The 23,025-nt window shown below is 60.1% G+C and carries 23 protein-coding genes and 1 pseudogene; 12 read left to right on the plus strand and 12 right to left on the minus strand.

Annotated features, from left to right (window positions below; genetic code table 11):
* Positions 1-5 precede the first annotated feature (5 nt).
* The 3 genes from ACA047_RS23900 to rlmF all read left to right on the plus strand — a co-directional run bounded on the left by ACA047_RS23900 (position 6) and on the right by rlmF (position 4,702).
* The gene (locus ACA047_RS23900; protein WP_497353581.1) at positions 6-371 is read left to right on the plus strand and encodes a DNA polymerase III subunit chi; all 366 of its coding nucleotides are present in this window, start codon (positions 6-8) and stop codon (positions 369-371) included.
* Between the two features lie 223 nt (positions 372-594).
* Positions 595-3,441: a valine--tRNA ligase gene (locus ACA047_RS23905; protein WP_497353583.1), complete on the plus strand. Its 2,847-nt coding sequence runs from the start codon at positions 595-597 to the stop codon at positions 3,439-3,441.
* 235 nt (positions 3,442-3,676) lie between these two features.
* On the plus strand, positions 3,677-4,702 hold the full coding sequence (gene rlmF, locus ACA047_RS23910; protein ID WP_497353585.1) for a 23S rRNA (adenine(1618)-N(6))-methyltransferase RlmF: 1,026 nt from the start codon (positions 3,677-3,679) through the stop codon (positions 4,700-4,702).
* Between the two features lie 106 nt (positions 4,703-4,808).
* On the opposite strand, the gene ACA047_RS23915 is transcribed toward rlmF, so the two are convergent.
* The gene (locus ACA047_RS23915) at positions 4,809-5,090 is read right to left on the minus strand and encodes an HU family DNA-binding protein (RefSeq protein WP_007905514.1); all 282 of its coding nucleotides are present in this window, start codon (positions 5,088-5,090) and stop codon (positions 4,809-4,811) included.
* A gap of 396 nt (positions 5,091-5,486) precedes the next feature.
* Between ACA047_RS23915 and yejK the strand changes: the two genes are divergently transcribed.
* Both yejK and ACA047_RS23925 read left to right on the plus strand, forming a co-directional pair.
* Positions 5,487-6,491: a nucleoid-associated protein YejK gene (gene yejK / locus ACA047_RS23920; RefSeq protein ID WP_497353587.1), complete on the plus strand. Its 1,005-nt coding sequence runs from the start codon at positions 5,487-5,489 to the stop codon at positions 6,489-6,491.
* Positions 6,491-6,847 carry a glutaredoxin domain-containing protein gene (locus tag ACA047_RS23925; protein WP_497353589.1) on the plus strand — a complete coding sequence of 119 codons (357 nt, stop codon included), beginning with the start codon at positions 6,491-6,493 and terminating at the stop codon, positions 6,845-6,847. Before yejK ends, ACA047_RS23925 begins: the two co-directional genes overlap by 1 nt.
* A 162-nt stretch (positions 6,848-7,009) precedes the next feature.
* On the opposite strand, the gene ACA047_RS23930 is transcribed toward ACA047_RS23925, so the two are convergent.
* The 5 genes and pseudogenes from ACA047_RS23930 to ACA047_RS23950 all read right to left on the minus strand — a co-directional run.
* Entirely contained in the window at positions 7,010-7,945 is a 936-nt protein-coding gene (locus ACA047_RS23930) for a glutathione S-transferase family protein (protein ID WP_497353591.1), read from the minus strand.
* A gap of 79 nt (positions 7,946-8,024) precedes the next feature.
* A complete protein-coding gene (locus ACA047_RS23935) occupies positions 8,025-8,348 on the minus strand; it encodes a GIY-YIG nuclease family protein (RefSeq protein WP_497353593.1) in 324 nt (107 codons plus the stop codon).
* Positions 8,349-8,389: 41 nt separating this feature from the next.
* Complete coding sequence (locus ACA047_RS23940; RefSeq protein WP_497353595.1) at positions 8,390-8,860, minus strand: nuclear transport factor 2 family protein; 471 nt, start codon at positions 8,858-8,860, stop codon at positions 8,390-8,392.
* Positions 8,861-8,947: 87 nt separating this feature from the next.
* Positions 8,948-10,276, minus strand: a complete 1,329-nt coding sequence (locus ACA047_RS23945) for a CynX/NimT family MFS transporter (protein WP_497353597.1) — start codon at positions 10,274-10,276, stop codon at positions 8,948-8,950.
* Positions 10,266-10,454: pseudogene (locus tag ACA047_RS23950) on the minus strand (FCD domain-containing protein); the annotation flags it as partial. The pseudogene ACA047_RS23950 and the gene ACA047_RS23945, both read right to left, overlap by 11 nt.
* 149 nt (positions 10,455-10,603) lie before the next feature.
* Between ACA047_RS23950 and ACA047_RS23955 the strand changes: the two are divergent.
* Together ACA047_RS23955 and ACA047_RS23960 are read left to right on the plus strand one after the other, a co-directional pair.
* Positions 10,604-10,915 carry a type II toxin-antitoxin system MqsR family toxin gene (locus ACA047_RS23955; protein WP_497353599.1) on the plus strand — a complete coding sequence of 104 codons (312 nt, stop codon included), beginning with the start codon at positions 10,604-10,606 and terminating at the stop codon, positions 10,913-10,915.
* Positions 10,912-11,394, plus strand: coding sequence for a type II TA system antitoxin MqsA family protein (locus ACA047_RS23960; RefSeq protein ID WP_497353600.1), 483 nt, complete (start codon positions 10,912-10,914; stop codon positions 11,392-11,394). The genes ACA047_RS23955 and ACA047_RS23960 overlap by 4 nt, the downstream gene beginning before the upstream one ends.
* A gap of 65 nt (positions 11,395-11,459) precedes the next feature.
* Here the strand turns inward: ACA047_RS23960 and ACA047_RS23965 are convergent, their stop codons facing one another.
* From ACA047_RS23965 to ACA047_RS23980, 4 genes are all read right to left on the minus strand, one after another.
* Complete coding sequence (locus tag ACA047_RS23965) at positions 11,460-12,224, minus strand: amino acid ABC transporter ATP-binding protein (RefSeq protein ID WP_497353602.1); 765 nt, start codon at positions 12,222-12,224, stop codon at positions 11,460-11,462.
* Between the two features lie 10 nt (positions 12,225-12,234).
* Positions 12,235-13,332, minus strand: a complete 1,098-nt coding sequence (locus ACA047_RS23970; protein WP_497353604.1) for an amino acid ABC transporter permease — start codon at positions 13,330-13,332, stop codon at positions 12,235-12,237.
* 10 nt (positions 13,333-13,342) lie between these two features.
* Positions 13,343-14,524: an amino acid ABC transporter permease gene (locus ACA047_RS23975; RefSeq protein ID WP_497353606.1), complete on the minus strand. Its 1,182-nt coding sequence runs from the start codon at positions 14,522-14,524 to the stop codon at positions 13,343-13,345.
* Between the two features lie 65 nt (positions 14,525-14,589).
* Entirely contained in the window at positions 14,590-15,621 is a 1,032-nt protein-coding gene (locus ACA047_RS23980; protein WP_497353608.1) for an amino acid ABC transporter substrate-binding protein, read from the minus strand.
* A gap of 474 nt (positions 15,622-16,095) precedes the next feature.
* Here ACA047_RS23980 and ACA047_RS23985 point away from each other — a divergent pair, with 474 nt between their 5' ends.
* The 5 genes from ACA047_RS23985 (at position 16,096) to ACA047_RS24005 (ending at position 21,389) form a co-directional block, all read left to right on the plus strand.
* Positions 16,096-16,752 (plus strand): alpha/beta hydrolase, encoded by a 657-nt coding sequence (locus ACA047_RS23985; protein WP_497353610.1) that lies wholly within the window; start codon positions 16,096-16,098, stop codon positions 16,750-16,752.
* A 99-nt stretch (positions 16,753-16,851) separates the two neighbouring features.
* Positions 16,852-18,327 carry an ATP-dependent RNA helicase RhlB gene (gene rhlB / locus ACA047_RS23990; RefSeq protein ID WP_497353612.1) on the plus strand — a complete coding sequence of 492 codons (1,476 nt, stop codon included), beginning with the start codon at positions 16,852-16,854 and terminating at the stop codon, positions 18,325-18,327.
* Between the two features lie 184 nt (positions 18,328-18,511).
* The gene (locus ACA047_RS23995; protein ID WP_497353614.1) at positions 18,512-19,459 is read left to right on the plus strand and encodes an ornithine cyclodeaminase family protein; all 948 of its coding nucleotides are present in this window, start codon (positions 18,512-18,514) and stop codon (positions 19,457-19,459) included.
* An 87-nt stretch (positions 19,460-19,546) separates the two neighbouring features.
* Complete coding sequence (locus ACA047_RS24000; protein ID WP_497353616.1) at positions 19,547-20,674, plus strand: NAD(P)/FAD-dependent oxidoreductase; 1,128 nt, start codon at positions 19,547-19,549, stop codon at positions 20,672-20,674.
* An 88-nt stretch (positions 20,675-20,762) separates the two neighbouring features.
* Positions 20,763-21,389: a helix-turn-helix transcriptional regulator gene (locus ACA047_RS24005; protein ID WP_497353618.1), complete on the plus strand. Its 627-nt coding sequence runs from the start codon at positions 20,763-20,765 to the stop codon at positions 21,387-21,389.
* Positions 21,390-21,518: 129 nt separating this feature from the next.
* On the opposite strand, the gene ACA047_RS24010 is transcribed toward ACA047_RS24005, so the two are convergent.
* Together ACA047_RS24010 and moaE are read right to left on the minus strand one after the other, a co-directional pair.
* Positions 21,519-22,295 (minus strand): ABC transporter substrate-binding protein, encoded by a 777-nt coding sequence (locus tag ACA047_RS24010; RefSeq protein ID WP_497353620.1) that lies wholly within the window; start codon positions 22,293-22,295, stop codon positions 21,519-21,521.
* 274 nt (positions 22,296-22,569) lie between these two features.
* Entirely contained in the window at positions 22,570-23,022 is a 453-nt protein-coding gene (gene moaE, locus ACA047_RS24015; RefSeq protein WP_497353622.1) for a molybdopterin synthase catalytic subunit MoaE, read from the minus strand.
* Between the last annotated feature and the right edge of the window lie 3 nt (positions 23,023-23,025).

The following is a 23,025-nucleotide window of genomic DNA, read 5'->3' on the forward strand; positions in this document are numbered from 1 at the left end:
CTACGATGGACACTCCAAAACCGCCGCAAAAGCCCCCGCACCTGCTGGACGACCTCGAGTCGATCCGCAAACTGCTCGGCGACGATAACCTGCAACCACCGCTGTTGACCGATACGGTGGAGCACGAACCTGTGCATGACGAACAGATCCCGCTGCTGTTCGACCCGATCAACGGCCAGCCCGAACCCAAGCCAGCCCCCAAGGCCGAACCCAAAGGCTCCGATGCCCTGTTGCACCTGGACCGCGAACTGCGCGCTGCCGCGCAGCTGATCCTGCAAGACGTCATCGACGACTTCGCCCCGCACATCGAGACCGAGATCAAGCGTCGGCTGGATGCGCGGATGGAGCGGCTGCTAAGCCAGTACGAATAACGTCCTCTGCCTCATTGTGAACATCCTGTGGGAGCGAGCCTGCTCGCGATAGCGGACTATCAGTCATCATCACTGTTGAATGTGATGGCCTCATCGCGAGCAGGCTCGCTCCCACAGGGTTCAACTGTGCCCGTATTCCGCTTGCCGCTTGTGGCTTGCATCTGCCCCTCCCGCTATACTTCCCGGCTTTTCCTGAATAAATGCCAATAGGGTCCCGCCGCGCATGGATAAGACCTACCAGCCGCACGCCATTGAAACTTCCTGGTACAACACCTGGGAGTCCGAGAATTATTTCGCTCCGCAAGGCGCGGGCGATTCCTACACCATCATGATCCCGCCGCCGAACGTCACTGGCAGCCTGCACATGGGCCACGGCTTCAACAACGCGATCATGGATGCCCTGATCCGTTTCCGCCGCATGCAAGGCCGCAATACCCTGTGGCAGCCAGGCACCGACCACGCCGGTATCGCCACGCAAATGCTGGTGGAGCGTCGCCTCGAAGCCCAAGGCCAGAGTCGCCATGACCTGGGTCGCGAAAAATTCCTCGAGAAAGTCTGGGAATGGAAAGACGAGTCCGGCGGCAACATCAGCCGTCAGATCCGTCGCCTCGGCTCGTCCGTAGACTGGAGCCGCGAGCGCTTCACCATGGACGACGGCCTCTCGGAAGCGGTGAAAGAAGCGTTTGTGCGCCTGCATGAAGACGGCCTGATCTACCGCGGCAAGCGCCTGGTCAACTGGGACACCAAGCTGCACACCGCCATTTCCGACCTCGAAGTGGAAAACCACGACGAGAAAGGCTTCCTGTGGAACCTGAAATACCCACTGGCCGACGGCGCCAAGACGGCCGAAGGCAAGGATTACCTGATCGTCGCCACCACGCGCCCGGAAACCATGCTTGGCGACGCCGCCGTGGCGGTCAACCCGAACGATGAGCGCTACAAAGCGCTGATCGGGCAATTCGTCGAGCTGCCGCTGGTCGGTCGTCGCATCCCGATCATCGGTGATGACTACTGCGACCCTGAGTTCGGCACCGGTTGCGTGAAAATCACCCCGGCCCACGATTTCAACGACTACGAAGTCGGCAAGCGCCACAACCTGCCACTGCTGAACATCTTCGACAAGAACGCCAACGTCTTGCCGGCGGCCCAGGTGTTCAACCTCGACGGCACGCTGAACGAAAGCATCGACGGCCAGATCCCGGCCCAATACGCCGGCCTCGACCGCTTCGAAGCACGCAAGCAGATCGTTGCGGCATTCGATGCCGCCGGCCTGCTGGTCAGCGTCGACGATCACGGCCTGAAAGTCCCGAAAGGCGACCGCTCCGGCACCATCATCGAGCCGTGGCTGACCGACCAGTGGTACGTGTCCACCAAGCCGCTGGCCGAACCGGCGATTGCCGCTGTGGAAGACGGCCGCATCCAGTTCGTGCCCAAGCAATACGAAAACATGTACTTCTCGTGGATGCGCGACATCCAGGATTGGTGCATCAGCCGTCAGCTGTGGTGGGGCCATCGCATTCCGGCCTGGTACGATGAGTCGGGCAAAGTCTATGTCGGTCGCGACGAAGCCGAAGTCCGCGCCAAGCACAACCTCGGCCCGGACGTGGCGCTGCAACAGGACAATGATGTACTCGACACCTGGTTCAGCTCGGGCCTGTGGACCTTCTCCACCCTGGGTTGGCCGCAGCAGACCGAGTTCCTGAAGAAATTCCACTCCACCGACGTGCTGGTCACCGGCTTCGACATCATTTTCTTCTGGGTCGCCCGGATGATCATGCTGACCATGCACCTGGTGAAAAACGAGGACGGCACGCCGCAGGTACCGTTCAAGACCGTTTATGTCCATGGCCTGGTGCGCGACGGCCAGGGCCAGAAGATGTCCAAGTCCAAGGGCAACGTCCTGGACCCGCTGGACATCATCGACGGCATCGACCTGGAAACCCTGGTGCAAAAACGCACCTCCGGCCTGATGCAGCCAAAACTGGCGAAGAAGATCGAGAAGGCCACCCGCGAAGAATTCGCCGAGGGTATCGCCAGCTATGGCACCGACGCCCTGCGCTTCACCTTCTGCTCGCTGGCCTCCACCGGTCGCGACATCAAGTTCGACATGGGCCGTGTCGAAGGCTATCGCAACTTCTGCAACAAGATCTGGAACGCTGCGCGCTACGTGCTGGATAAAGGCGAAGACTGCGGTCAGAACGGCGAAGCTTATGAACTGACCCTGGCGGATCGCTGGATCATTTCGCAGTTGCAACGCACCGAAGCCGAAGTGACCCGCCAGCTCGACCAGTTCCGTTTCGACCTGGCGGCGCAAGCCTTGTACGAGTTCATCTGGAACCAGTATTGCGACTGGTACCTGGAACTGTCCAAGCCTGTGCTGTGGGACGAAAACGCACCGGTCGAACGCCAGCGCGGCACCCGCCGCACCCTGGTCCGCGTACTGGAAGTGGCCCTGCGCCTGGCGCATCCATTCATGCCGTTCATTACCGAGGAAATCTGGCAGCGCGTCGCACCGCTGGCAGGTGCCGAAGGCAAGACGATCATGTTGCAACCGTGGCCAGTGGCCAACGAAACCCGCATCGATCCGGCTGCCGAAGACGACATCGAATGGCTCAAGACCTTCATGCTGGGCCTGCGTAACATTCGCGCCGAAATGAACATCGGCCCGGGCAAGCCGCTGACCCTGTTCTTGAAAAACGCCAACGCCGAAGATCTGCGCCGTCTCCACGAGAACGAGGCGCTGCTCAAGAAATTGGCAAAACTGGAATCGGTGACGATCTTGGCCGCTGGCGAAGAAGCCCCACTGTCCGCCACCGCCCTGGTCGGCGAGATGGAAGTGCTGGTGCCCATGGCCGGCCTGATCGACAAGGCCGCCGAGCTGGCACGCCTGGACAAGGAAATCCTGCGTCTCAAGGGTGAAGTGCAGCGGGTCGGTGGCAAGCTGTCCAACGCCGGCTTCGTCGACAAGGCTCCGGCCGAAGTCATCGAGAAGGAACGGGCCAAACTGGCTGAAGCTGAACAGGCTTTGGGCAAGCTGGCCGAGCAGCACGCGCGGATCGCCAGCCTGTAACGGCGGTTCGTAACTGAAGAAGGAGGCCCTGGTGGCCTCCTTTTTTCTGCCCAGCACTTTCTATCAAACAATGAAGATCCCTTGTGGGAGCGGGCTTGCTCGCGAAAGCGGTGGATCAGATAGCGTATGTGTTGGCTGACACACCGCCTTCGCGAGCAAGCCCGCTCCCACAGGACAGGTGTGGATGTGGGACAATACCCGCCACTTTTTGAGCCATCCCCGAATCGACCCGCCCATGACCGCCCCCCGCCCCCCCAAACCTGCACGCCAGAAGCCCAAACCCGCCACCAAGGCCAAAGCCGTGGCCCCGCGGGAGAAGGCCAGCCTGCACCCACGCAATCGCCACCAGGGCCACTACGACTTCCCGGCGCTGATCAAGTCCACGCCAGAGTTGGCGAAGTTCGTGATCATCAACCCGTACGGCAAGGAAAGCATCGACTTCGCCAGCCCCGAAGCCGTGCGGGTGTTCAACCGGGCACTGCTCAAATCCTTTTATGGCATCGCCCATTGGGACATTCCGGCTGATTACCTGTGCCCTCCAGTCCCCGGGCGTGCGGACTATGTACACTTGCTCGCCGATTTGCTCGCCAGTCATAACGAGGGTGAAATCCCACGCGGGGCGGCGGTCAAGGTGCTGGACATCGGCACCGGCGCCAACTGCGTGTATCCGTTGATCGGCTACAGCGACTACCGCTGGCACTTCCTGGGTTCGGAGATCGACCCGACGGCCATCGCCTCGGCCAAGGCCATTGTCCAGTCCAACGGCTTGAGCAAGGCTATTCAGTTGCGCCAGCAAGCCAACCGCAAGCAGATCCTGCTGGGCTTGCTGGAGGACACCGAGCGCTTCGACCTGACAATGTGTAACCCGCCGTTCCACGCCTCCCTGGAGGAAGCTACCAAGGGCAGCCAGCGCAAATGGCGCGCGCTGGGCAAAGCCGATCCGAAACGCAAGTTGCCGGTGCTGAACTTCGGCGGCCAGGCCGCTGAGCTATGGTGTGAGGGTGGGGAAGCCCGGTTCGTGACGCAATTGATCAGCGAAAGCGCACAATTGTCTGGGCAAGTGCTGTGGTTCAGTACGCTGGTGTCGAAGGCTTCGAACCTGCCGGCGATTCAGACCGCGTTGAAAAAGGCCGGCGCGCTGCACAGCCAGGTGGTGGAAATGTCCCAGGGGCAGAAACAGAGCCGCTTCGTCGCCTGGACCTTCCAGACCGAGGCGCAGCAGCAAGCCTGGCGCCAGTCGCGCTGGATCCGCAAGGACTGAATTGGCTGTGGCGAGGGGATTTATCCCCTCGCCACAGGCCACTTTATTCAAGGCAACAAAAAACCGTGCCCGGATCGCTCCGCAGCACGGTTTTTTTGCAACGATCTTACTTGTTGACCGCGTCGGTCAGGCCTTTGGCCACAACCAGCTTGATCACTTTCTTGGCAGCGATTTCGATGGCAGCGCCAGTCGAAGGGTTGCGGCCAGTGCGGGCAGGACGCTCGGTGACTTTCAGCTTGCCGATACCTGGCAAGGTGATTTCGCCGCCATTTTCCAGCTGATCGGCAACGATTTGGCCCAGTTGGTCCAGAGCGTTACGAGCGGTGGTTTTCGGCGCGTCGATAGCTTCAGCGATGTCAGCGATCAGTTGGTCTTTAGTAAGAGCCATGTAGTGTTCCTTCCCTATCAAATTCATATGGATTGCAGAGTGCAGTGTCAGCCATCGAGCCCGATCTCTCTGGATCAGGCACCCTCGGCACTCACCACGACGGATCGGGATAATAGATGCCGAAAACCGGGTTTGGTTCGACCTGACAAATGCTGAATGCACGCTTAACGCAGTGACTTAGCGTAAGACGGGGCAAAACTAGCACAACGCCTCTGAAATATCCGCCTCTAGCTACCCATTTGGTCAGCTTTCTTGCGCTAAAACGGTAAAAAACTGCATATGGGGTGCCGCAAGGGTCTGAAAGAGGCTTTGCAGGGTTCCAAAACCAGTGATTGCGGTACACTGGGCCTTTTTTGGGGGAGCGTGCCCTCCTCTCTTTCATCAGCCGAGAAACCCATGCCGATCCGTCATTGCATCGTCCACCTGATCGACAAAAAACCCGACGGTACACCCGCAGTGCTCCATGCCCGCGACTCCGAATTGAGCGAGTCCACGGCCATCGAGAACATGCTCGCCGACCTCAATGAGAGCTACAACGCCAAACAAGGCAAGGCCTGGGGCTTTTTCCATGCCGAGTCCGGGGCGCACCCATTCAGCGGCTGGCTGAAGGAGTACCTCGACGGCGGCAAGGATTTCACCGCGTTCAGTCGCGTGGCGGTGGAGCACCTGCAGAAACTGATGGAAGAGTCCAACCTGTCGGTGGGCGGCCACGTGTTGTTTGCGCATTATCAACAAGGCATGACCGACTACCTGGCAATCGCCCTGCTGCACCACAGCGAAGGCGTGGCGGTCACCGACGAGCTGGACGTGACCCCGTCCCGTCACCTGGACCTGGGCCAGTTGCACCTGGCGGCGCGGATCAACGTGTCGGAATGGCAGAACAACAAACAATCCAAGCAGTACATTTCCTTCATCAAGGGCAAGAACGGCAAGAAAGTCTCGGAATATTTCCGTGACTTCATCGGCTGCCAGGAAGGCGTCGACGGCCCCGGTGAAACCCGCACGCTGCTCAAGGCGTTCAGTGACTTCGTCGAAAGCGAAGACTTGCCTGAAGAGGCTGCCCGGGAGAAAACCAAGACCTTGGTCGATTACGCCAGTAGTCAGGCCAAGCTCGGCGAGCCGATGGGTCTGGAAGAACTGTCCGAACTGATCGACGAAGAACGCCCGAAAGCCTTCTACGATCACATCCGCAACAAGGACTACGGCCTGTCGCCGGAGATCCCGGCGGATAAACGCACGCTCAACCAGTTCCGTCGCTTCACTGGCCGTGCCGAAGGGTTGTCCATCAGCTTTGAAGCGCACCTGCTGGGTTCCAAGATCGAGTACGACGAAGAAGCTGGCACGCTGATTATCAAAGGCCTGCCGACCTCGCTGACTGATCAGCTCAAGCGCCGCAACTGATGCTCGGTGGGGTACTGAAGAAGTTTCTGCTGATTCTGCTGGTGGTTGTGGCGTACCAGAACTGGGGCAAGATCGAGCGGGCATTCAACCCGTCGCAGGTGGTTTCGGAACAGATTCGCAGCAATGCCCAGGTTGTGTTGTATTCAACCGACTGGTGCGGTTACTGCAAACAGATCCGGCGCTTTCTCGATGAAAAAGGCGTGCCGTACCGTGAATTCGATATAGAAAAGGATACCGAGGCGCGCAGGGCCTATGAGGTACTGGGCGGTCGGGGGATTCCGATTCTGGATGTGAACGGCACGTTGATTCGGGGATTTGAGCCGGAAAGTATTCTCAAGGCGTTGTCCGCGACATAGGGTTGTTCGCTAACGGTGATGTTGGATCTGATGGCCTCATCGCGAGTAGGCTCGCTCCCACATTGATTCACGGCGGCCACGAATCCTGTGGCCACCACAATTCCACTGTGGGAGCGAGCCTGCTCGCGATAGCGGTGGACCAGTCACCCCTCCTGATGAAAGTCAGATCGCCTCGATACGAAACCCAAACCGCGGAAAGTGCACATGCACCACGCCGCCCCGCTCGTCTTCACGGCGCAGGATCAGTTCTTCGCGCCCGGCAAACAGCAACTCCCCGACCACCGGGTCGACGCCATAGTCGGTTGCGGCGATCGTCACCTGCTGCCCCACCGTGAACCCGTTCGGCTCTTCGAATGATTCTGCTGGCAAAGCTGCCGGCGTAGCGTTGCGAGCAACGTCCAGGGCCTCTTCGGAACTCATCTGGCTCGGCGCACCATGACCAAAACCCAACACCCGCGCCAACCATGCCGAGACCGCCGGGTAAGCGTCCACCAGCGGCGAGGTCACCGGGGTCCCCTTGAGGAACCACAGTGGGTGAGCCATGGCGAAGTCGGCAATCGATGGATCACCCAGCAAGAAATCCCCTTCCTCGCGCTGCAACTGTTGCTCAAGCCGGCCCATGATCGTTGGCCATTGATGCTTGGCCTGCTCGGCAGACAAGCGCGTGGTCGTGCCGCCGCTGAACAGCCCGGCACGATCGCTGATGAACGCCTTGATCGCTTCAGGCGCTAGCTTGGCGAAACGCACCGCCACCGATTCAGGCTGGAACACCAGGCTCACCGCATGTTGGAACACCACCGAATCGGCCCACGCGGCAAAGGACACCGCGATCATCTCCTGGCCTTCGGGGAACAGCGCAGGCGAGGCTTTTTCCTGCTCCAGTCGACGGGCTATCAGGGATGTGTCGCAATAAACATCCGCGCCCACCTGCAACACCGGAGTCTTGCGGTAGCCGCCCGTCAGCGCCGTCAGGTCGGGCTTGGGCATCATCGGCGGGATGCTCACCGAACGCCAGGACAGCCCCTTGAAACCCAACAACAGACGGGCTTTTTCCGCGAAGGGAGACGTCGGGTAATGATGAAGGATCAGCTCTGACATGAGATTCGCCAATGCAGGGAAGAAGTCCCTCAGCTTAGCGCGCCATGGACGGACAGCCTACCCACGTGATGATGACTTATCAGTGCGATTGATGAGGCAGCGATGCGCTCGCCACCAGGCATTCCTTGGCGCTTTTCTTGAGCTTTTTGATCAGCCGCTCCTGGCGCAGGGCTTCGCCCTTGTCGCGACAGGCTTCGGTATACACCAGCGCCACCGCCGGGCTGGAAAGAAAGAAGCGCGCACCTTTACCGCTTTGGTGCTTGGCGAAACGCCGCACCGGGTCATCGCTGATACCGCAGTACAGCGAGCCATTGGCGGCCCGCACCAAGTAGACGAACCAGGGTTTGCCCGGTTCGGCCGTGGCTTGCACGGTCAGGTCGGAAGATGGGTTGGCGGTCGTCACGAAATGTTCAACAGGCACGAAGGAAACAAGCCGCGATCTTATCAGCGACCGGCCTGGAACGCCCGCAGCCCCTTGAGCGCCTGAGCCCTGACGGCGTTGCGCACCAGCGGTGTCCAACCCAGCAACAGCCCTTTGGTTCCCAGCGCCTGACGGGACCAGCGCCACAGATCAAAACGGTCATGGTGCTCACAAATCTTGCCGTCGCGAAAAACGAAGCGTGCCTGAATATCATTGACCACGGTATTGCCGGTCGCGCTGAACAAGTAAGTGGCCACCCAATGAGCACCGCCGGTACGCTCATCGCTGTGCACGTTATCGAAGGTCAGGGAAAAGTCCTTGGCCCGGGTGGTGAGCATGCGCCACATGTCGCCGGCATCGCGCCCACGCAGTTCGCCGAACGCCGGGTCGCTGAACACCACGTCGTCGGTGTAGCAGGCGCTCATGGCATCGGCATCCAGGCGCTGAAAGGCCTGATAAAACCGGGTGATCAGGGCGTTGTGGGCATCACTCATGGACGGACTCCGAAAATCATTTCAGTAAACTCGCACGATAATCTGCCACGGCGGGGAACACTATCGTCATTCGCCATGAAAATGACATCAGCTAAGGTTTGTAACTTTTTCGCTGCTGACCCCGACGTACAACGCCCGACCTGCGCCGATGCCAGCGATGATTGCGCCCAGGCCAATCAGGCCGAAGATCCAGCCCAGGGCATCCCAGCCGCCGGTCACGTCGTGAACCACGCCCACGGCGAACGGTCCCAGCGACGCCAGCGTATAGCCAAAGCCCTGAGCCATGCTGGAGAGGTTCGCGGCCACATGAGCGTCCCGCGAGCGCAGCACGATCAGCGTGAGCGCCAGACTGAACGTCGCGCCTTGCCCCAGGCCCAGCAGGATCGCCCAGCCCCACAAGCCGCTGATCGGCGCGTAGAGGCAGCCGAACAACCCGCCGAGGGCCATGATCATGACGATCACGATGGCCAGGCGCTGATCCTTGCCACGGGTCGCCAGCCAGGGTGCCGCCAGGGAACTGATCAGTTGGACGATGACCGAGCCAGACAACACCAGCCCGGCCTGGGTCGGGGTCAGGCCACGGCCGATGAGGATCGAGGGCAGCCAACCAAACACGATGTAGGCCAGGGACGATTGCAGCCCCATGTACAACGTCACTTGCCAGGCCAGGGGATCGCGCAGCAACCCACGGACCCGATACGCCACCTGATGGGCACCGTGTCTGGGGCCCACTTGCGGCAGCCAGAATATCGCGGCCAGCAGCGCCGGGACCACCCAGAAACCCAGGCCCAGGGACCAGCTGTGGTCCAGGTGCTCGCTCAACGGCACCGTCGCCCCGGCCGCCATCGCCGCGCCCAGGCACAACGCCATGGTGTAGACGCCGGTCATGGTGCCGGCCTGTTTGGCAAAGTCGCGCTTGACGATGCCCGGCAACAGCACGCCGATCACCCCGATACTCGCACCGGCCAGGATGCTGCCGGCGAACAGGCCGACCTGGCCGAACGAGCTGCGCAAAATGATCCCACCGGCCAGCATCAACAAGATCCCCAGCACCACGCGCTCGGCACCGAAGCGCCGCGCCAGCACCGGCGCCAGCGGCGCGAACAGGCCCAGGCAAAGTATTGGCAACGTGGTCAGCAAACCGGCCTGGGCAGCCGACAGGCCCAGGCTTTTCGACACTTCGCTGAGCAGCGGGGCCAAGCTCGACAGCGCCGGACGCAGGTTCAGCGCCACCAGGATCAACCCGAGCAGCAACAACCAGGGCCGGCGCACCAGAAGATGGCTCAGCTGGGCCTGCTCGTCATCGGCTTCAGCGTCGATCAACAGTTCTTCAAGTTGTGCGGAGCGTTTGGGCGGCGTCGAGGCGGTACGGTCAAGCGGGTGAAGGGACATGGAAAGCTCTGGTTCAGGGTTCATTGATCAACTGTCGACAAAGGGCCTTGGCCCGTTGCGAGTCCTGTTGTTCGACGGCTTCGAGGATTTCGATGTGCAGGTCGAAAACAGGTTGATGACGGGAGACGATGTTGAGGCTCTGGCGTAATTACACGCCGATAACACTGGAAAAGTAGCGATAGCGTTCGCTGAGCGCGGGGTTGTCATCACGGGTTGAATTTTCTGACAGGTTAGTCAGCTTCGCGTAGGACGGCAACCGCCTACGGTCAAAGGGAGGCAAAAGAAACGAGATTTTCGATTAGTCAAAATTACCCTTTAAGGGTAATTTTACGAACAGGGCACACAGTTCTTATGGAAAAGAGCACACCCCATTACGACTTGGTGGCGATACAGGCGGATGTCAGACGGCTTAACGGGAACGCGCTCACCACCAGTGCCAGGAGAACAGCCTGGACTCTTGGCTTAAGCGTTTCGGACATGCAGGAGGTCATTGGCGAACTTCAGCGCAAGCAGTTCTACAAATCGATGACCACCTATGACGATCACCGACTCTGGCATGACGTCTATCACACCCATTCACACGGTTTGGAGATCTACATCAAGGTGACATACCGCCCAAGCGGCGGCCCACCGGTGATTTCCTTCAAGGAGAAAAAACCATGAAAAACCAGCAGTGTTTCAGCTGCGGCGCCCCGGAGGGCATGTTGCATTTCGAAGGTCGCGGCGAAACCTTGAGCATCAAAGGCATGGAGCGCCGGGTTGATAATTTGTCTGGCCGGGAATGCCAGATGTGCGGGGAGGTCGAGCTTGATCCCGGTTGCTCGGATCGCTATACAGACGCTGGTGATGAGCTGGTCATCGCCGCCAGGCGGCTGGTCGGCGAGGAAATGAAGCGCATCCGTCGCAAACTGCATTTATCACAAAAAGAAGCGGTGCTGTTTTTGTCAGGGGGTGGACACAACGCGTTTTCCCGCTATGAGCGCGGCGAGATATTGCCACCGAAGGCATTGATGCTGCTGATGCGCCTGCTTGACCGCTACCCGCATTTGCTTGCCGATGCACAGGTCCTGGCTGAAGACACGGACCTGAGGCAATTCAAGACGACGGTGCACAAAGAGCATGAAACCCTCACGGCTTCCTAAGCACTCGACGCACAAAAAATAAACCCGGAACACAGTCCGGGTTTATTTCACTGCCTAACGCCGGATCAATGCAGGATCTGGCTCAGGAACAGTTTGGTGCGGTCGTTCTGCGGGTTGTCGAAGAAGTCGTTCGGCGCAGCCTGTTCGACGATTTCACCCTTGTCCATGAAGATCACGCGGTTGGCCACGGTGCGGGCGAAGCCCATCTCGTGGGTCACGCACAGCATGGTCATGCCGTCTTCGGCCAGGCCGATCATGGTGTCCAGTACTTCTTTCACCATTTCTGGGTCGAGGGCCGAGGTCGGCTCGTCGAACAGCATGATTTTCGGCTTCATGCACAGGGCGCGGGCGATGGCCACACGCTGCTGCTGACCGCCGGAGAGCTGGCCCGGATACTTGTGCGCCTGCTCTGGAATGCGAACGCGCTCCAGGTAATGCATGGCGATTTCTTCGGCCTTGCGCTTGGGCAACTTGCGTACCCACATCGGCGCCAGGGTGCAGTTCTGCAGGATGGTCAGGTGCGGAAACAGGTTGAAGTGCTGGAACACCATGCCGACTTCACGGCGGATCGCTTCGATCTGCTTGAGGTCGTTGGTCAGTTCCACACCATCGACCACAATGCGGCCCTGCTGGTGTTCTTCCAGGCGGTTGAGGCAGCGGATAGTGGTGGACTTGCCGGAACCCGACGGGCCACACAGCACGATACGCTCGCCCTGCTTGACGTTCAGGTTGATGTCTTTCAACACGTGGAACTGGCCGTACCACTTGTTCACGCCCTGCATCTGAATAATGCCTTCAGGGCTCACAGGCTGTTTGATCGCTTCACTCATGAGTCAACTCCTAACGCTTGTGGCCAGTGTCCAGCTTGCGTTCCAAATGCATGGAATAGCGGGACATACCAAAACAGAAAATCCAGAACACCAGGGCGGCGAATACATAGCCTTCGGTGGCCATGCCCAGCCATTTCGGGTCGGCGGCAGCTTGTTTCACGCTGTTGAGCAAGTCGAACAGGCCGATGATGATCACCAGGCTTGTGTCCTTGAACAACGCAATGAAGGTGTTGACGATGCCCGGGATCACCAGCTTCAGAGCTTGCGGCAAAATGACCAGGCCCATGCTGCGCCAGTAGCCCAGACCCATCGCCGCAGCCGCTTCGTACTGGCCCTTGGGAATGGCTTGCAGACCGCCGCGCACCACTTCGGCCACATAGGCCGACTGGAACAGGATCACCCCGATCAGCGCCCGCAGCAGCTTGTCGAAGTTCATGCCTTCGGGCAAGAACAGCGGCAGCATCACCGATGACATGAACAGCACCGTGATCAACGGCACACCGCGCCAGAACTCGATGAAGGTCACGCAGACCACGCGGATCGCCGGCATGTTCGAGCGGCGGCCCAGGGCCAGGACGATGCCCAGCGGCAGTGCGCCGACGATACCGACGGTGGCAATCACCAGGGTCAGCATCAGGCCGCCCCATTGGCTGGTCGCCACGGCGTCCAGGCCGAACACACCACCATGCAGCAGGCACCAGGCAATGATCGGATACAGCACCAGGAAGCTCAGGCCGTAGATCGCCTTGCGTGGGAAGCGCGAGATAAACAGCGGCGCCACACCGATCACTGCCAGCCATACCGTCAGGTCTACGCGCCAGCGCAGGTCCACCGGGTAGTAGCCGTACATGAACTGACCAAAACGCTGCTGGATGAACACCCAGCAGGCGCCTGACTGGGTGCAGTCGGCGCGGGTGGTGCCGACCCAGTTGGCGTCGAGAATCGCCCACTGCAGGAGCGGTGGGACTATCAGATAGATCATATAAAACGCGAACAGCGTCAACAGCGTGTTTAGCCAGCTGGAGAACATGTTGGCGCGCATCCACGCCACCACGCCGATGCTGCTCCCCGGCGGGGGCATGTCAGGTTTGAAAGTATGAGTCGTCATGCGCGTTTCCTCACCGCTCGATCAGCGCAATGCGCTTGTTGTACCAGTTCATCAGCAAGGAAATGCTGATACTGATCGCCAGGTACACGCTCATGGTGATAGCAATCACCTCAATGGCCTGGCCGGTCTGGTTCAACACCGTGCCGGCAAACAGCGAAACCATTTCCGGGTAACCGATACCGGCCGCCAGGGAGGAGTTTTTCGCCAGGTTCAGGTATTGGCTGGTCAACGGCGGAATGATCACGCGCAGGGCCTGCGGGATGATCACCTTGCGCAGGGTCGGACCGTTGCGCAGCCCCAGGGAACGGGCCGCTTCGGTCTGGCCGTGGCTCACCGACTTGATGCCCGAGCGCACGATCTCGGCGATAAACGCCGCGGTGTACACGGTCAAGGCCAGGGTCAAGGCCAGCAGTTCCGGGATCAGCACCCAGCCACCGACGAAGTTGAAGCCCTTGAGCTCCGGCATCTCCCAACGCAGCGGTGCACCAAACAGCAGCGCGCACAAGGCCGGGATCACCAGAAGCAGCGCCAGGCCCACCCAGAACTTATGAAACGGCACGCCAGTCGCTTCAAAACGCTTGTTGGCCCAGCGGGTCATCAGTGCGATGGCGGTGATGGCCAGCACGACGCTGATCACGAACGGCCAGAACCCGTCGGCCACCAGCGCGGCAGGCATATTCAGGCCCCGGCTGCTGACAAAGAAGGTGTCGCCAAAGTTGTGAGCGGCACGCGGCCCCGGCATGCTCAGGAACACCGCGAAGTACCAGAACAGGATTTGCAGCAGCGGCGGAATGTTACGGAAAACCTCCACATAAACGGTCGCCAGCTTGGCGATGATCCAGTTCGGCGACAACCGTGCCACGCCGACGATGAACCCCAGGATGGTCGCCAGGATCACGCCGATGACGGTCACCAGCAGCGTGTTAAGCAACCCGATGACAAAGACGCGGGCATAGCTGTCCGCTTCGGTGTAGTCGATCAGGTGTTGGGCGATGCCGAACCCGGCACTGCGCTCCAGGAAGCCGAAACCGGAGGTGATGCCCCGGTGCTCAAGGTTAGTCTGTGTGTTATCGAACAGAAACCAGCCCAGCGCGATAACCGCCACGACGGTGACGATCTGAAATACCCACGCACGCACTCGTGGATCGCTGAGGCTGAGCCTCTGCTTAGGTGCGCCGATTGAATTTTGCATGAAGTGCCCCGCAAAGAATGGAACAGAACATCACCCGGTGGTTGGCCCACCGGGTGATAGAACCATCAGCGCACTGGTGGTGCGTATTGAATGCCGCCAGCGTTCCACAGCGCGTTCAAGCCGCGATCGATTTCCAGTGGAGTGCCTTTGCCGAGGTTGCGCTCGAACACTTCACCGTAGTTGCCGACTTGCTTGACGATCTGCACGACCCAGTCTTTCGGCAGTTTCAGGTCCTTACCGTATTCACCGTCAGCGCCCAGCATACGAGCGACGTCCGGGTTCTTGGTGGACTTGGCTTCAGCTTCGACGTTTTTCGAAGTTACACCGGCTTCTTCAGCGTTGAGCATGGCGTAGCCAGTCCAGCGCACGATAGCCAGCCACTCGTCGTCGCCATTACGCACGACCGGGCCCAGTGGTTCCTTGGAAATGGTTTCCGGCAGAACCACGTAGTCCTTCGGCGAAGCCAGCTTGCTGCGCTGGGCGAACAGCTGGGACTTGTCGGAGGTCAGCACGTCGCAACGACCGGATTCCAGCGACTTGGCGCTTTCATCGGAGGTGTCGAAAGTGATCGGGGTGTACTTCAGGCCGTTGGCGCGGAAGTAGTCGGACACGTTCAGCTCGGTGGTGGTACCGGCCTGGATGCAGACGGTAGCACCGTCCAGTTCCTTGGCACTCTTGACGCCCAGCTTGTTGTTAGCCAGGAAGCCAATGCCGTCGTAGTAGGTGATGAAACCTGGAAACTTCAGGCCCATGCCCGCGTCACGGGAGCTGGTCATGGTGGAGTTGCGCGAGAGCAGATCGATTTCGCCCGATTGCAGCGCGGTGAAGCGCTCCTTGGCGTTCAACTGGCTGAATTTGACCTTGGTCGCATCGCCCAATACCGCAGCGGCCACGGCACGGCAGAAGTCAGCGTCGATGCCAACGATCTTGCCGGTCGAATCAGGCACCGAGAAACCCGGCAGGCCATCACTCACACCGCACTGCACAAAGCCTTTCTTTTGTACGGCATCCAGGGTTGCACCCGCCTGAGCGAACCCGCTGACGCCAAGCACTGCAGCTGCAGTCACGACCGCCAGGGTGGATTTCAGTAACTTCATTCAAACCTCCAGTTTTGCTCTTGTTGTGTCGGAGCTCGAGCCCTATCGCACCCTTTTGAGGCATTGCCGACCCTTGTTGGCTTTTTTTAGGGTCGACCGACGTTTTGGACCTTTGCTATGAGTCTATTAATGAGAACGTCCACAATCAGTGGTCAAACCCACCTCTCACCAATCGGCCGAACGGGCTGTAGCCCTTCACGTTCGCGAAGCCCCATATCGGCCATTGGCGAACATCCATCACCGGATTTCTGATATCCCATGCGGCGCGTAGTGTTGATAGTGTTACCGCGCAGCGTAAGAATCATCACTCAGGCTTCCTCATAGCAAAGCCCGTACCACACCGCTGCGCTTAGCCCTTGTAGAACACGTCAAGACAAAAACTTGCAGCTATGCGACATCTAATTAACTGAGACACCGGGCACGCACTGTAATCACGCACTGATTGAGCGCGCCCGCACAAATTTGGAGCACACCATGACCGACCCCTTGATTCTCGAGCCCAGCGGCACCGCCGATGCTTGTGTTATTTGGCTCCACGGCCTGGGCGCCGATCGTTATGATTTTTTGCCGGTAGCCGAAATGTTGCAGCAAAGCCTGCTCACCACACGTTTCGTTCTACCCCAGGCACCGACCCAGCCAGTAACGATCAACGGTGGCTACGCCATGCCCAGTTGGTACGACATCCGTGCCTTGAGCCCGGCGCGGGCCATCGATGAGCGACAACTGGAAGCGTCGGCGCAACGGGTCATCGACCTGATCGAAACCCAGCGAGCCAGTGGAATAGACGCTTCGCGGATTTTCCTGGCGGGCTTTTCCCAAGGCGGCGCGGTGGTCTATCACACGGCATTCGTGAAATGGCAGGGGCCGCTGGGGGGCGTGATTGCGCTGTCCACTTATGCACCGACTTTCAGTGATGAACTGCACTTGTCAGCCAGCCAGCAACGCATTCCGGTACTGGCGCTGCACGGGCAATACGACGAAGTGGTGCTCAACCCGATGGGGCGCACCGCAAAAGAGTATTTGAAGCAGCATGGTGTCACCGTGATATGGCAGGAATACCCAATGGGGCACGAAGTGTTACCCGAAGAGATCCATGACATCGGCACCTGGCTGACCGATCAGTTGCGCTAAGGGGCATATCGCCACCTCAGCCCCTTTGATGTTCACACTACGCCGCGCCCGTTTCTTGCATTACACTGGCCGGCGTACATTCCTTAACCAATCGATGAGATGACCGTGCTCAAAGCACTCAAAAAGATGTTCGGTAAAAGCGAGGCCGAGCAGCTCGCGCCTGGCTCCAGTGCGCCTGCCCACGGCCCGAGCCGTACCGATGCGCAGCAACCGCGCCGGGCTGCACCTGTTGTACAGGCCAAAAAAGAGCCGGTGACCCCACCCGCCGCCCAGCCTGTCGCTGCCCCAACGCTGGAAACACCACGCAACGAAGCCCCCAAGCCACGCCGCGAACGCGCGCCAAAGCCGCCAGTCGTCGCCTGGAAGCTCGAGGACTTCGTTGTAGAACCCCAGGAAGGCAAGACCCGCTTCCACGATTTCAAACTCGCCCCTGAACTGATGCACGCCATCCAGGACCTGGGCTTCCCGTATTGCACGCCGATCCAGGCGCAGGTGCTGGGTTTCACCCTCGCCGGCAAAGACGCCATCGGCCGCGCCCAGACCGGCACCGGCAAGACCGCCGCGTTCCTGATTTCCATCATCACCCAGTTGTTGCAGACCCCACCGCCCAAAGAGCGCTACATGGGCGAGCCGCGGGCGCTGATCATCGCACCGACCCGCGAGCTGGTGGTGCAGATCGCCAAGGACGCCGCCGACCTGACCAAGTACACCGGCCTGAACGTCATGACATTCGTCGGTGGTATGGACTTCGACAAGCAGCTCAAGCACCTCGAAGCCCGCCACTGCGACATTCTGGTGGCAACGCCGGGCCGTCTGCTGGACTTCAACCAGCGCGGCGACGTGCACCTGGACATGGTCGAAGTGATGGTCCTGGACGAAGCCGACCGCATGCTCGACATGGGTTTCATCCCACAAGTGCGTCAGATCATTCGCCAGACCCCGCCGAAAAACGAACGCCAGACCCTGCTGTTCTCCGCCACCTTCACCGAAGACGTGATGAACCTGGCCAAGCAATGGACCACTGACCCGTCCATCGTCGAGATCGAGGCGCTGAACGTCGCCAGCGAAAACGTCGAACAGCACATCTACGCCGTGGCCGGTGCCGACAAGTACAAGCTGCTCTACAACCTGATCAACGACAACGGTTGGGAGCGGGTGATGGTGTTTGCCAACCGCAAGGACGAAGTGCGACGCATCGAAGAGCGCCTGGTGCGCGATGGCGTCAACGCCGCGCAGTTGTCCGGCGATGTGCCGCAGCACAAGCGCATCAAGACGCTCGAAGGTTTTCGCGAAGGCAAGATCCGCGTGCTGGTGGCCACCGACGTGGCCGGTCGAGGCATCCACATCGACGGGATCAGCCATGTGATCAACTTCACGTTGCCGGAAGTGCCGGATGATTATGTGCACCGTATTGGGCGTACTGGTCGCGCTGGGGCCGAAGGCGTGTCCATCAGCTTCGCTGGGGAAGATGACTCGTATCAGCTGCCGTCCATCGAGGCGCTGTTGGGGAAAAAGATCAGTTGCGAAACCCCGCCGACCCATCTGCTGCGGCCGGTTGAGCGTAAACGCCCTTAACGGCGGAAGATGATCGTTCCCACGCTCCGCGTGGGAATGCAGCCAGGGACGCTCCGCGTCCATTAAGATACTGAACAGCGCAGCCGCAAAGGGCTGCGCTTTTTTTTCGTCCGGGATATTGCTCGAATAAACTAAAAGTCCATAATGGACAAATTAGTTTATAAAAAAGCGCTCCGGAGTCCCGATGTCCAGCACGCCTTATGTGATGACCCAAGCCCAGGCCCGAGCACTGCTTGGGCAAGTCGATGTGCCGCAAATCCTGCGCAAGCTGTTTCGCGACCTCGCCGCCGGGCAGGCGGTGCAACCGGACCAGCAACGGGTGGTGTTTCCCCAGGGCGCCGGGGACTTCATCAACTACCTGGGTGTGCTGGCTGAAGATCAGGTCTACGGGGTCAAGACCTCGCCCTATATCGTGCGTGAGCAAGGCCCGCTGGTGACCGCCTGGACCTTGCTGATGTCGATGCAGACCGGCCAGCCCCTGCTGCTGTGTGATGCCGCCGAGCTGACGACCGCCCGCACCGCCGCCACTACCGCCGTCGCTGTCGATGCCCTCGCCCCGCGCGAGGCCAGGCGCCTGGCGGTCATCGGCAGCGGCGCGGTGGCGCGGGCGCACGTGCAGTACGTCAAGGACTTGCGGGACTGGCAAAACATCAGTCTCTACTCGCCGAGCCTGAAGAACAAACCGGCGCAGACGCGTGCCTTATTCACCGGCCTGGACCCGCGCCTGCAGATCGCCGACAGCCTTGAAGCCGCGCTGCACGACGCCGACGTGGTGATGCTCTGCACTTCATCTGCCAAAGCGGTGCTCGACCCGCAGACCCTGAGCAAACCGGCACTGATCACCTCCATCAGCACCAATGCCCCCCGCGCCCACGAAGTACCGCCCCAGAGCCTCAACGACATGGACGTGTTCTGCGACTATCGTCAGACCACTCCGGGCTCGGCCGGTGAAATGCTGATTGCCGGTGAGCAGCACGGCTGGGAAGCTTCGCGCATCGTCGGCGACTTACCTGAGCTGCTCAGCGAACAGGTCCCACGCCCGAGCTACGAACGCCATGTGTTCTTCCGTTCCATCGGCCTGGGGCTCGAAGACGTGGCGCTGGCGAATGCGCTTTATCAACTTAAGAACTGACACGACCAGTTCCCTTGTGGGAGCGAGCAGGCTCGCTCCCACAGGGTTCTCGGAAACTCCCAGCACCGCGCTCCAGAGGAGAGCTTCATGACCTCAGCAGATTTCATCATCATCGGCGGCGGTATCGCCGGTGCTTCCACCGGTTACTGGCTGGCGCCCCACGGCCGGGTCATTGTGCTCGAACGCGAACCCCATCCGGCCTACCACTCCACCGGTCGTTCGGCGGCGCTGTACAGCGCCGCCTATGGCACCCCGCAGGTGCGGGCATTGACCCAGGCCAGTCGTGACTTTTTCGACGCCCCGCCAAGTGTTTTTTGCGAACACCCCCTGCTCACCCCGCGGGGCGAAATGACCGTGGATTTCACGGGTGATCCGACCGAGCTGAACAACCAATACCTCAGCGCCAAGGCCACGGTGCCGCAGATGCAATTGCTCAGCGCCGAAGAGGCGTGTGTGCGGCTGCCGATCCTGCGGCGGGACAAGGTTCACGGTGCGATCTACGACCCCACGGCCTGCGACATCGACACCGATGCGCTGCACCAGGGCTACCTGCGCGGTATTCGCCGCAACAGCGGCGAAGTGCACACCGACAGCGAAGTACTGGGTCTGAGCCGTGACGACCAAGGGCTGTGGCAAGTGAAGACTGCCAGCCAGACCTTCAGCGCGCCGGTGCTGATCAACGCGGCCGGTGCCTGGGCCGACCAGGTTGGGCAGATGGCCGGCGCCAAAAAGCTGGGCCTGCAACCCAAGCGGCGTGCAGCATTCATCTTCGCCGGGCCCGAGGGGGTAGACATTCATGACTGGCCGATGCTGGTGAGCCTCGACGAATCCTTCTACATGAAGCCCGACGCCGGCATGTTTCTCGGCTCCCCGGCCAACGCCGATCCGGTAGAACCTCACGACGTACAGCCTGAAGAACTGGACATCGCCACGGGTATCTACCAAATCGAAGAGGCCACCACCCTAAGCATCCGCCGCCCGACCCGCACCTGGGCGGGGCTGCGCAGCTTCGTGCACGACGGCGATCTGCTGTCCGGTTTCGACCCGCTGGTACCGGGGCTGTTCTGGGTCGCGGCCCAAGGCGGCTATGGCATCCAGACCTCACCGGCCATGGGCCAGGCCAGCGCCGCCCTGGTGCGCGGCGAACCGCTGCCCGAGGCCCTGGCCCGTTTCGGCCTGAGCAGTGCAATGCTGTCCCCGGCACGCCTGGGTTGAAGCGACTCAGGTGACGCATCGCCACGATTGCGGCACACTCCCCCGCGCCCCTGCTTCACGGGGCGCTGACGCTGCCTGGAGCCCTGTCATGAACGCCTCGCAACCCGATCCGGCGCTGGAAAATTTCCGCACCATCGCCGACGCCATCGCCACGCTGTTCTACCCCCACGCCGAAGTGGTGCTGCACGACCTGCGCACGCAGAAAGTCGATTACATCGCCAATAACCTGTCCAAGCGCGAGATTGGCGATGATTCGTCGCTGGAGGACATGCTCAGCGAAGACGTCAGTGAACGTAACATCGGGCCGTATGAAAAACTGAATTGGGACGGGCAGAAGATTCGCAGTCTCAGCAGCGTACTGCGAGACGCCAAGGGTCACCCGCTGGCGGTACTGTGCATCAACCTGAATATTTCGCTGTTTGAAAATGCCAAGGCCGCGCTGGACCTGTTCCTGTCGCCGAGCAAGTTGATCCCGCAGCCCGACTCACTGTTTCGCGATGACTGGCAGGAACGGATCAACACGTTTCTCCACGCCTGGATGCGCGAACGTCAGCTGAGCCTGAACCTGCTGACCCGTGACCACAAACGCGAACTGGTGCTGGCGCTGCACGCCGAAGGCGCCTTCAAGGGTAAAAGCGCCTCCAACTACGTGGCCAATGTGCTGAACATGGGGCGGGCGACGGTGTACAAACATCTAAAGGAATTGAAGGGCTGAGTTTTTTGTTGCCTGGTCTGGCCTCATCGCGAGCAGGCTCGCTCCCCACATTTGGATCTCCATCCGACACAAATCCTGTGTCCGACGCAAATCTTTTGTGGGAGCGAGCCTGCTCGCGATAGCAATAGATCAGTCACCATAGATATCCGACTTGAAATACTTGGCCTGGATCTTCTGATACTCGCCATTGGCCCGAATCCCGTCGATGGCCTTGTTCAAATCCGCCACCAGTTGGGTATTGCCCTTGCGCACCGCGATACCGGCGCCCTCACCCACGTATTTCGGGTCCTTGAGCTCCGGCCCGACAAACGCGTACCCCTTGCCACGGGGCATCGACAGGAAGTCTTCCAGCGGGATGGTGTCGGCGAAAATCGCGTCCAGGCGACCCGACGCCAGGTCCATGTAGATTTCTTCGTTGTTGCTGTAGCGCTTGACCGTCACGCCCTTGGGTTCGAGGACATCAGTGGCATAGCGGTCGGTGGTGGTGGCCCGTTGCACACCCACGGTCTTGCCCTTGAGGCTGGCGTACTGGTCGTCGACCACTGCGCCTTCCTTCATGACCAGCCGCGATGAGGTGAAGTAGTACTTGTGGGTGAAATCCACCGATTTCTTGCGCTCTTCAGTGATGGTCATGGATGACAGCGCCATGTCGATTTTCTTCACCTTCAGCGACGGAATCAGCCCGTCGAATTCACCCTCGATCCACTCGCACTTGACCTTCATCTGCGCGCACAGCGCATTGCCGATGTCGTAGTCGAACCCCTCGATTTTCCCCTCGGAGGTCTTCGAAGCAAACGGCGGATAAGCGGCTTCAATGCCGATGCGCAAGGTTTTCTCAGCGGCGAACAGGCTGCTGGAGGCCAGCAGACTCAAGGCCAGGCCGGTGATGAGGGGGAGTTTCTTCATGAGCGTTCTCTCGCGGATTGTTGTTGGTTTGGCAGAGAAAAGTGGGCGCAACCGATTTATGTACTTATAAATCCATACTGGACTTTAATGTACAAATCGTCAATCAGTCAGGCAGGGGATTTTGACGGGAGGCTGATGGCCTCATCGCGAGCAGGCTCGCTCCCACATTAGGGGGCCTGCGTCGAACACAAATACTGTGTACAACCCAGATCCCTTGTGGGAGCGAGCCTGCTCGCGATGGCGGACTAACGACGAATGAAAATCCGGAGGGTATTTACTGCTTCCAGCGATCCGCCGCCGCATGATCACTGTCGCGCCCTTCCACCCAACGCGGACCGTCGACGGTGTTTTCCTTTTTCCAGAACGGAGCGCGGGTCTTGAGGTAGTCCATGACAAAGGCGCAGGCGTCGAACGCCGCCTGGCGATGAGCACTGGCAGCCGCCACGAAGACGATCGGCTCGCCCGGTTCCAGGGCGCCAATGCGGTGCAGCACTTGCAGCTTGAGCAACGGCCAGCGTTGCTCGGCCTCGACGGCGATCTTGCCCAGGGCTTTTTCGGTCATGCCCGGATAGTGTTCCAGGAACATCCCCGACACATCGAGGCCGTCGTTGAAATCACGCACGTAGCCGACAAAACTCACCACTGCGCCCACGCCGACATTGGCTGCGTGCATCGCGTTGACTTCAGCCCCTGGGTCGAACGGATCGGCCTGCACACAAATGGCCATGGC

Source organism: Pseudomonas sp. LBUM1664 (assembly GCF_059695895.1).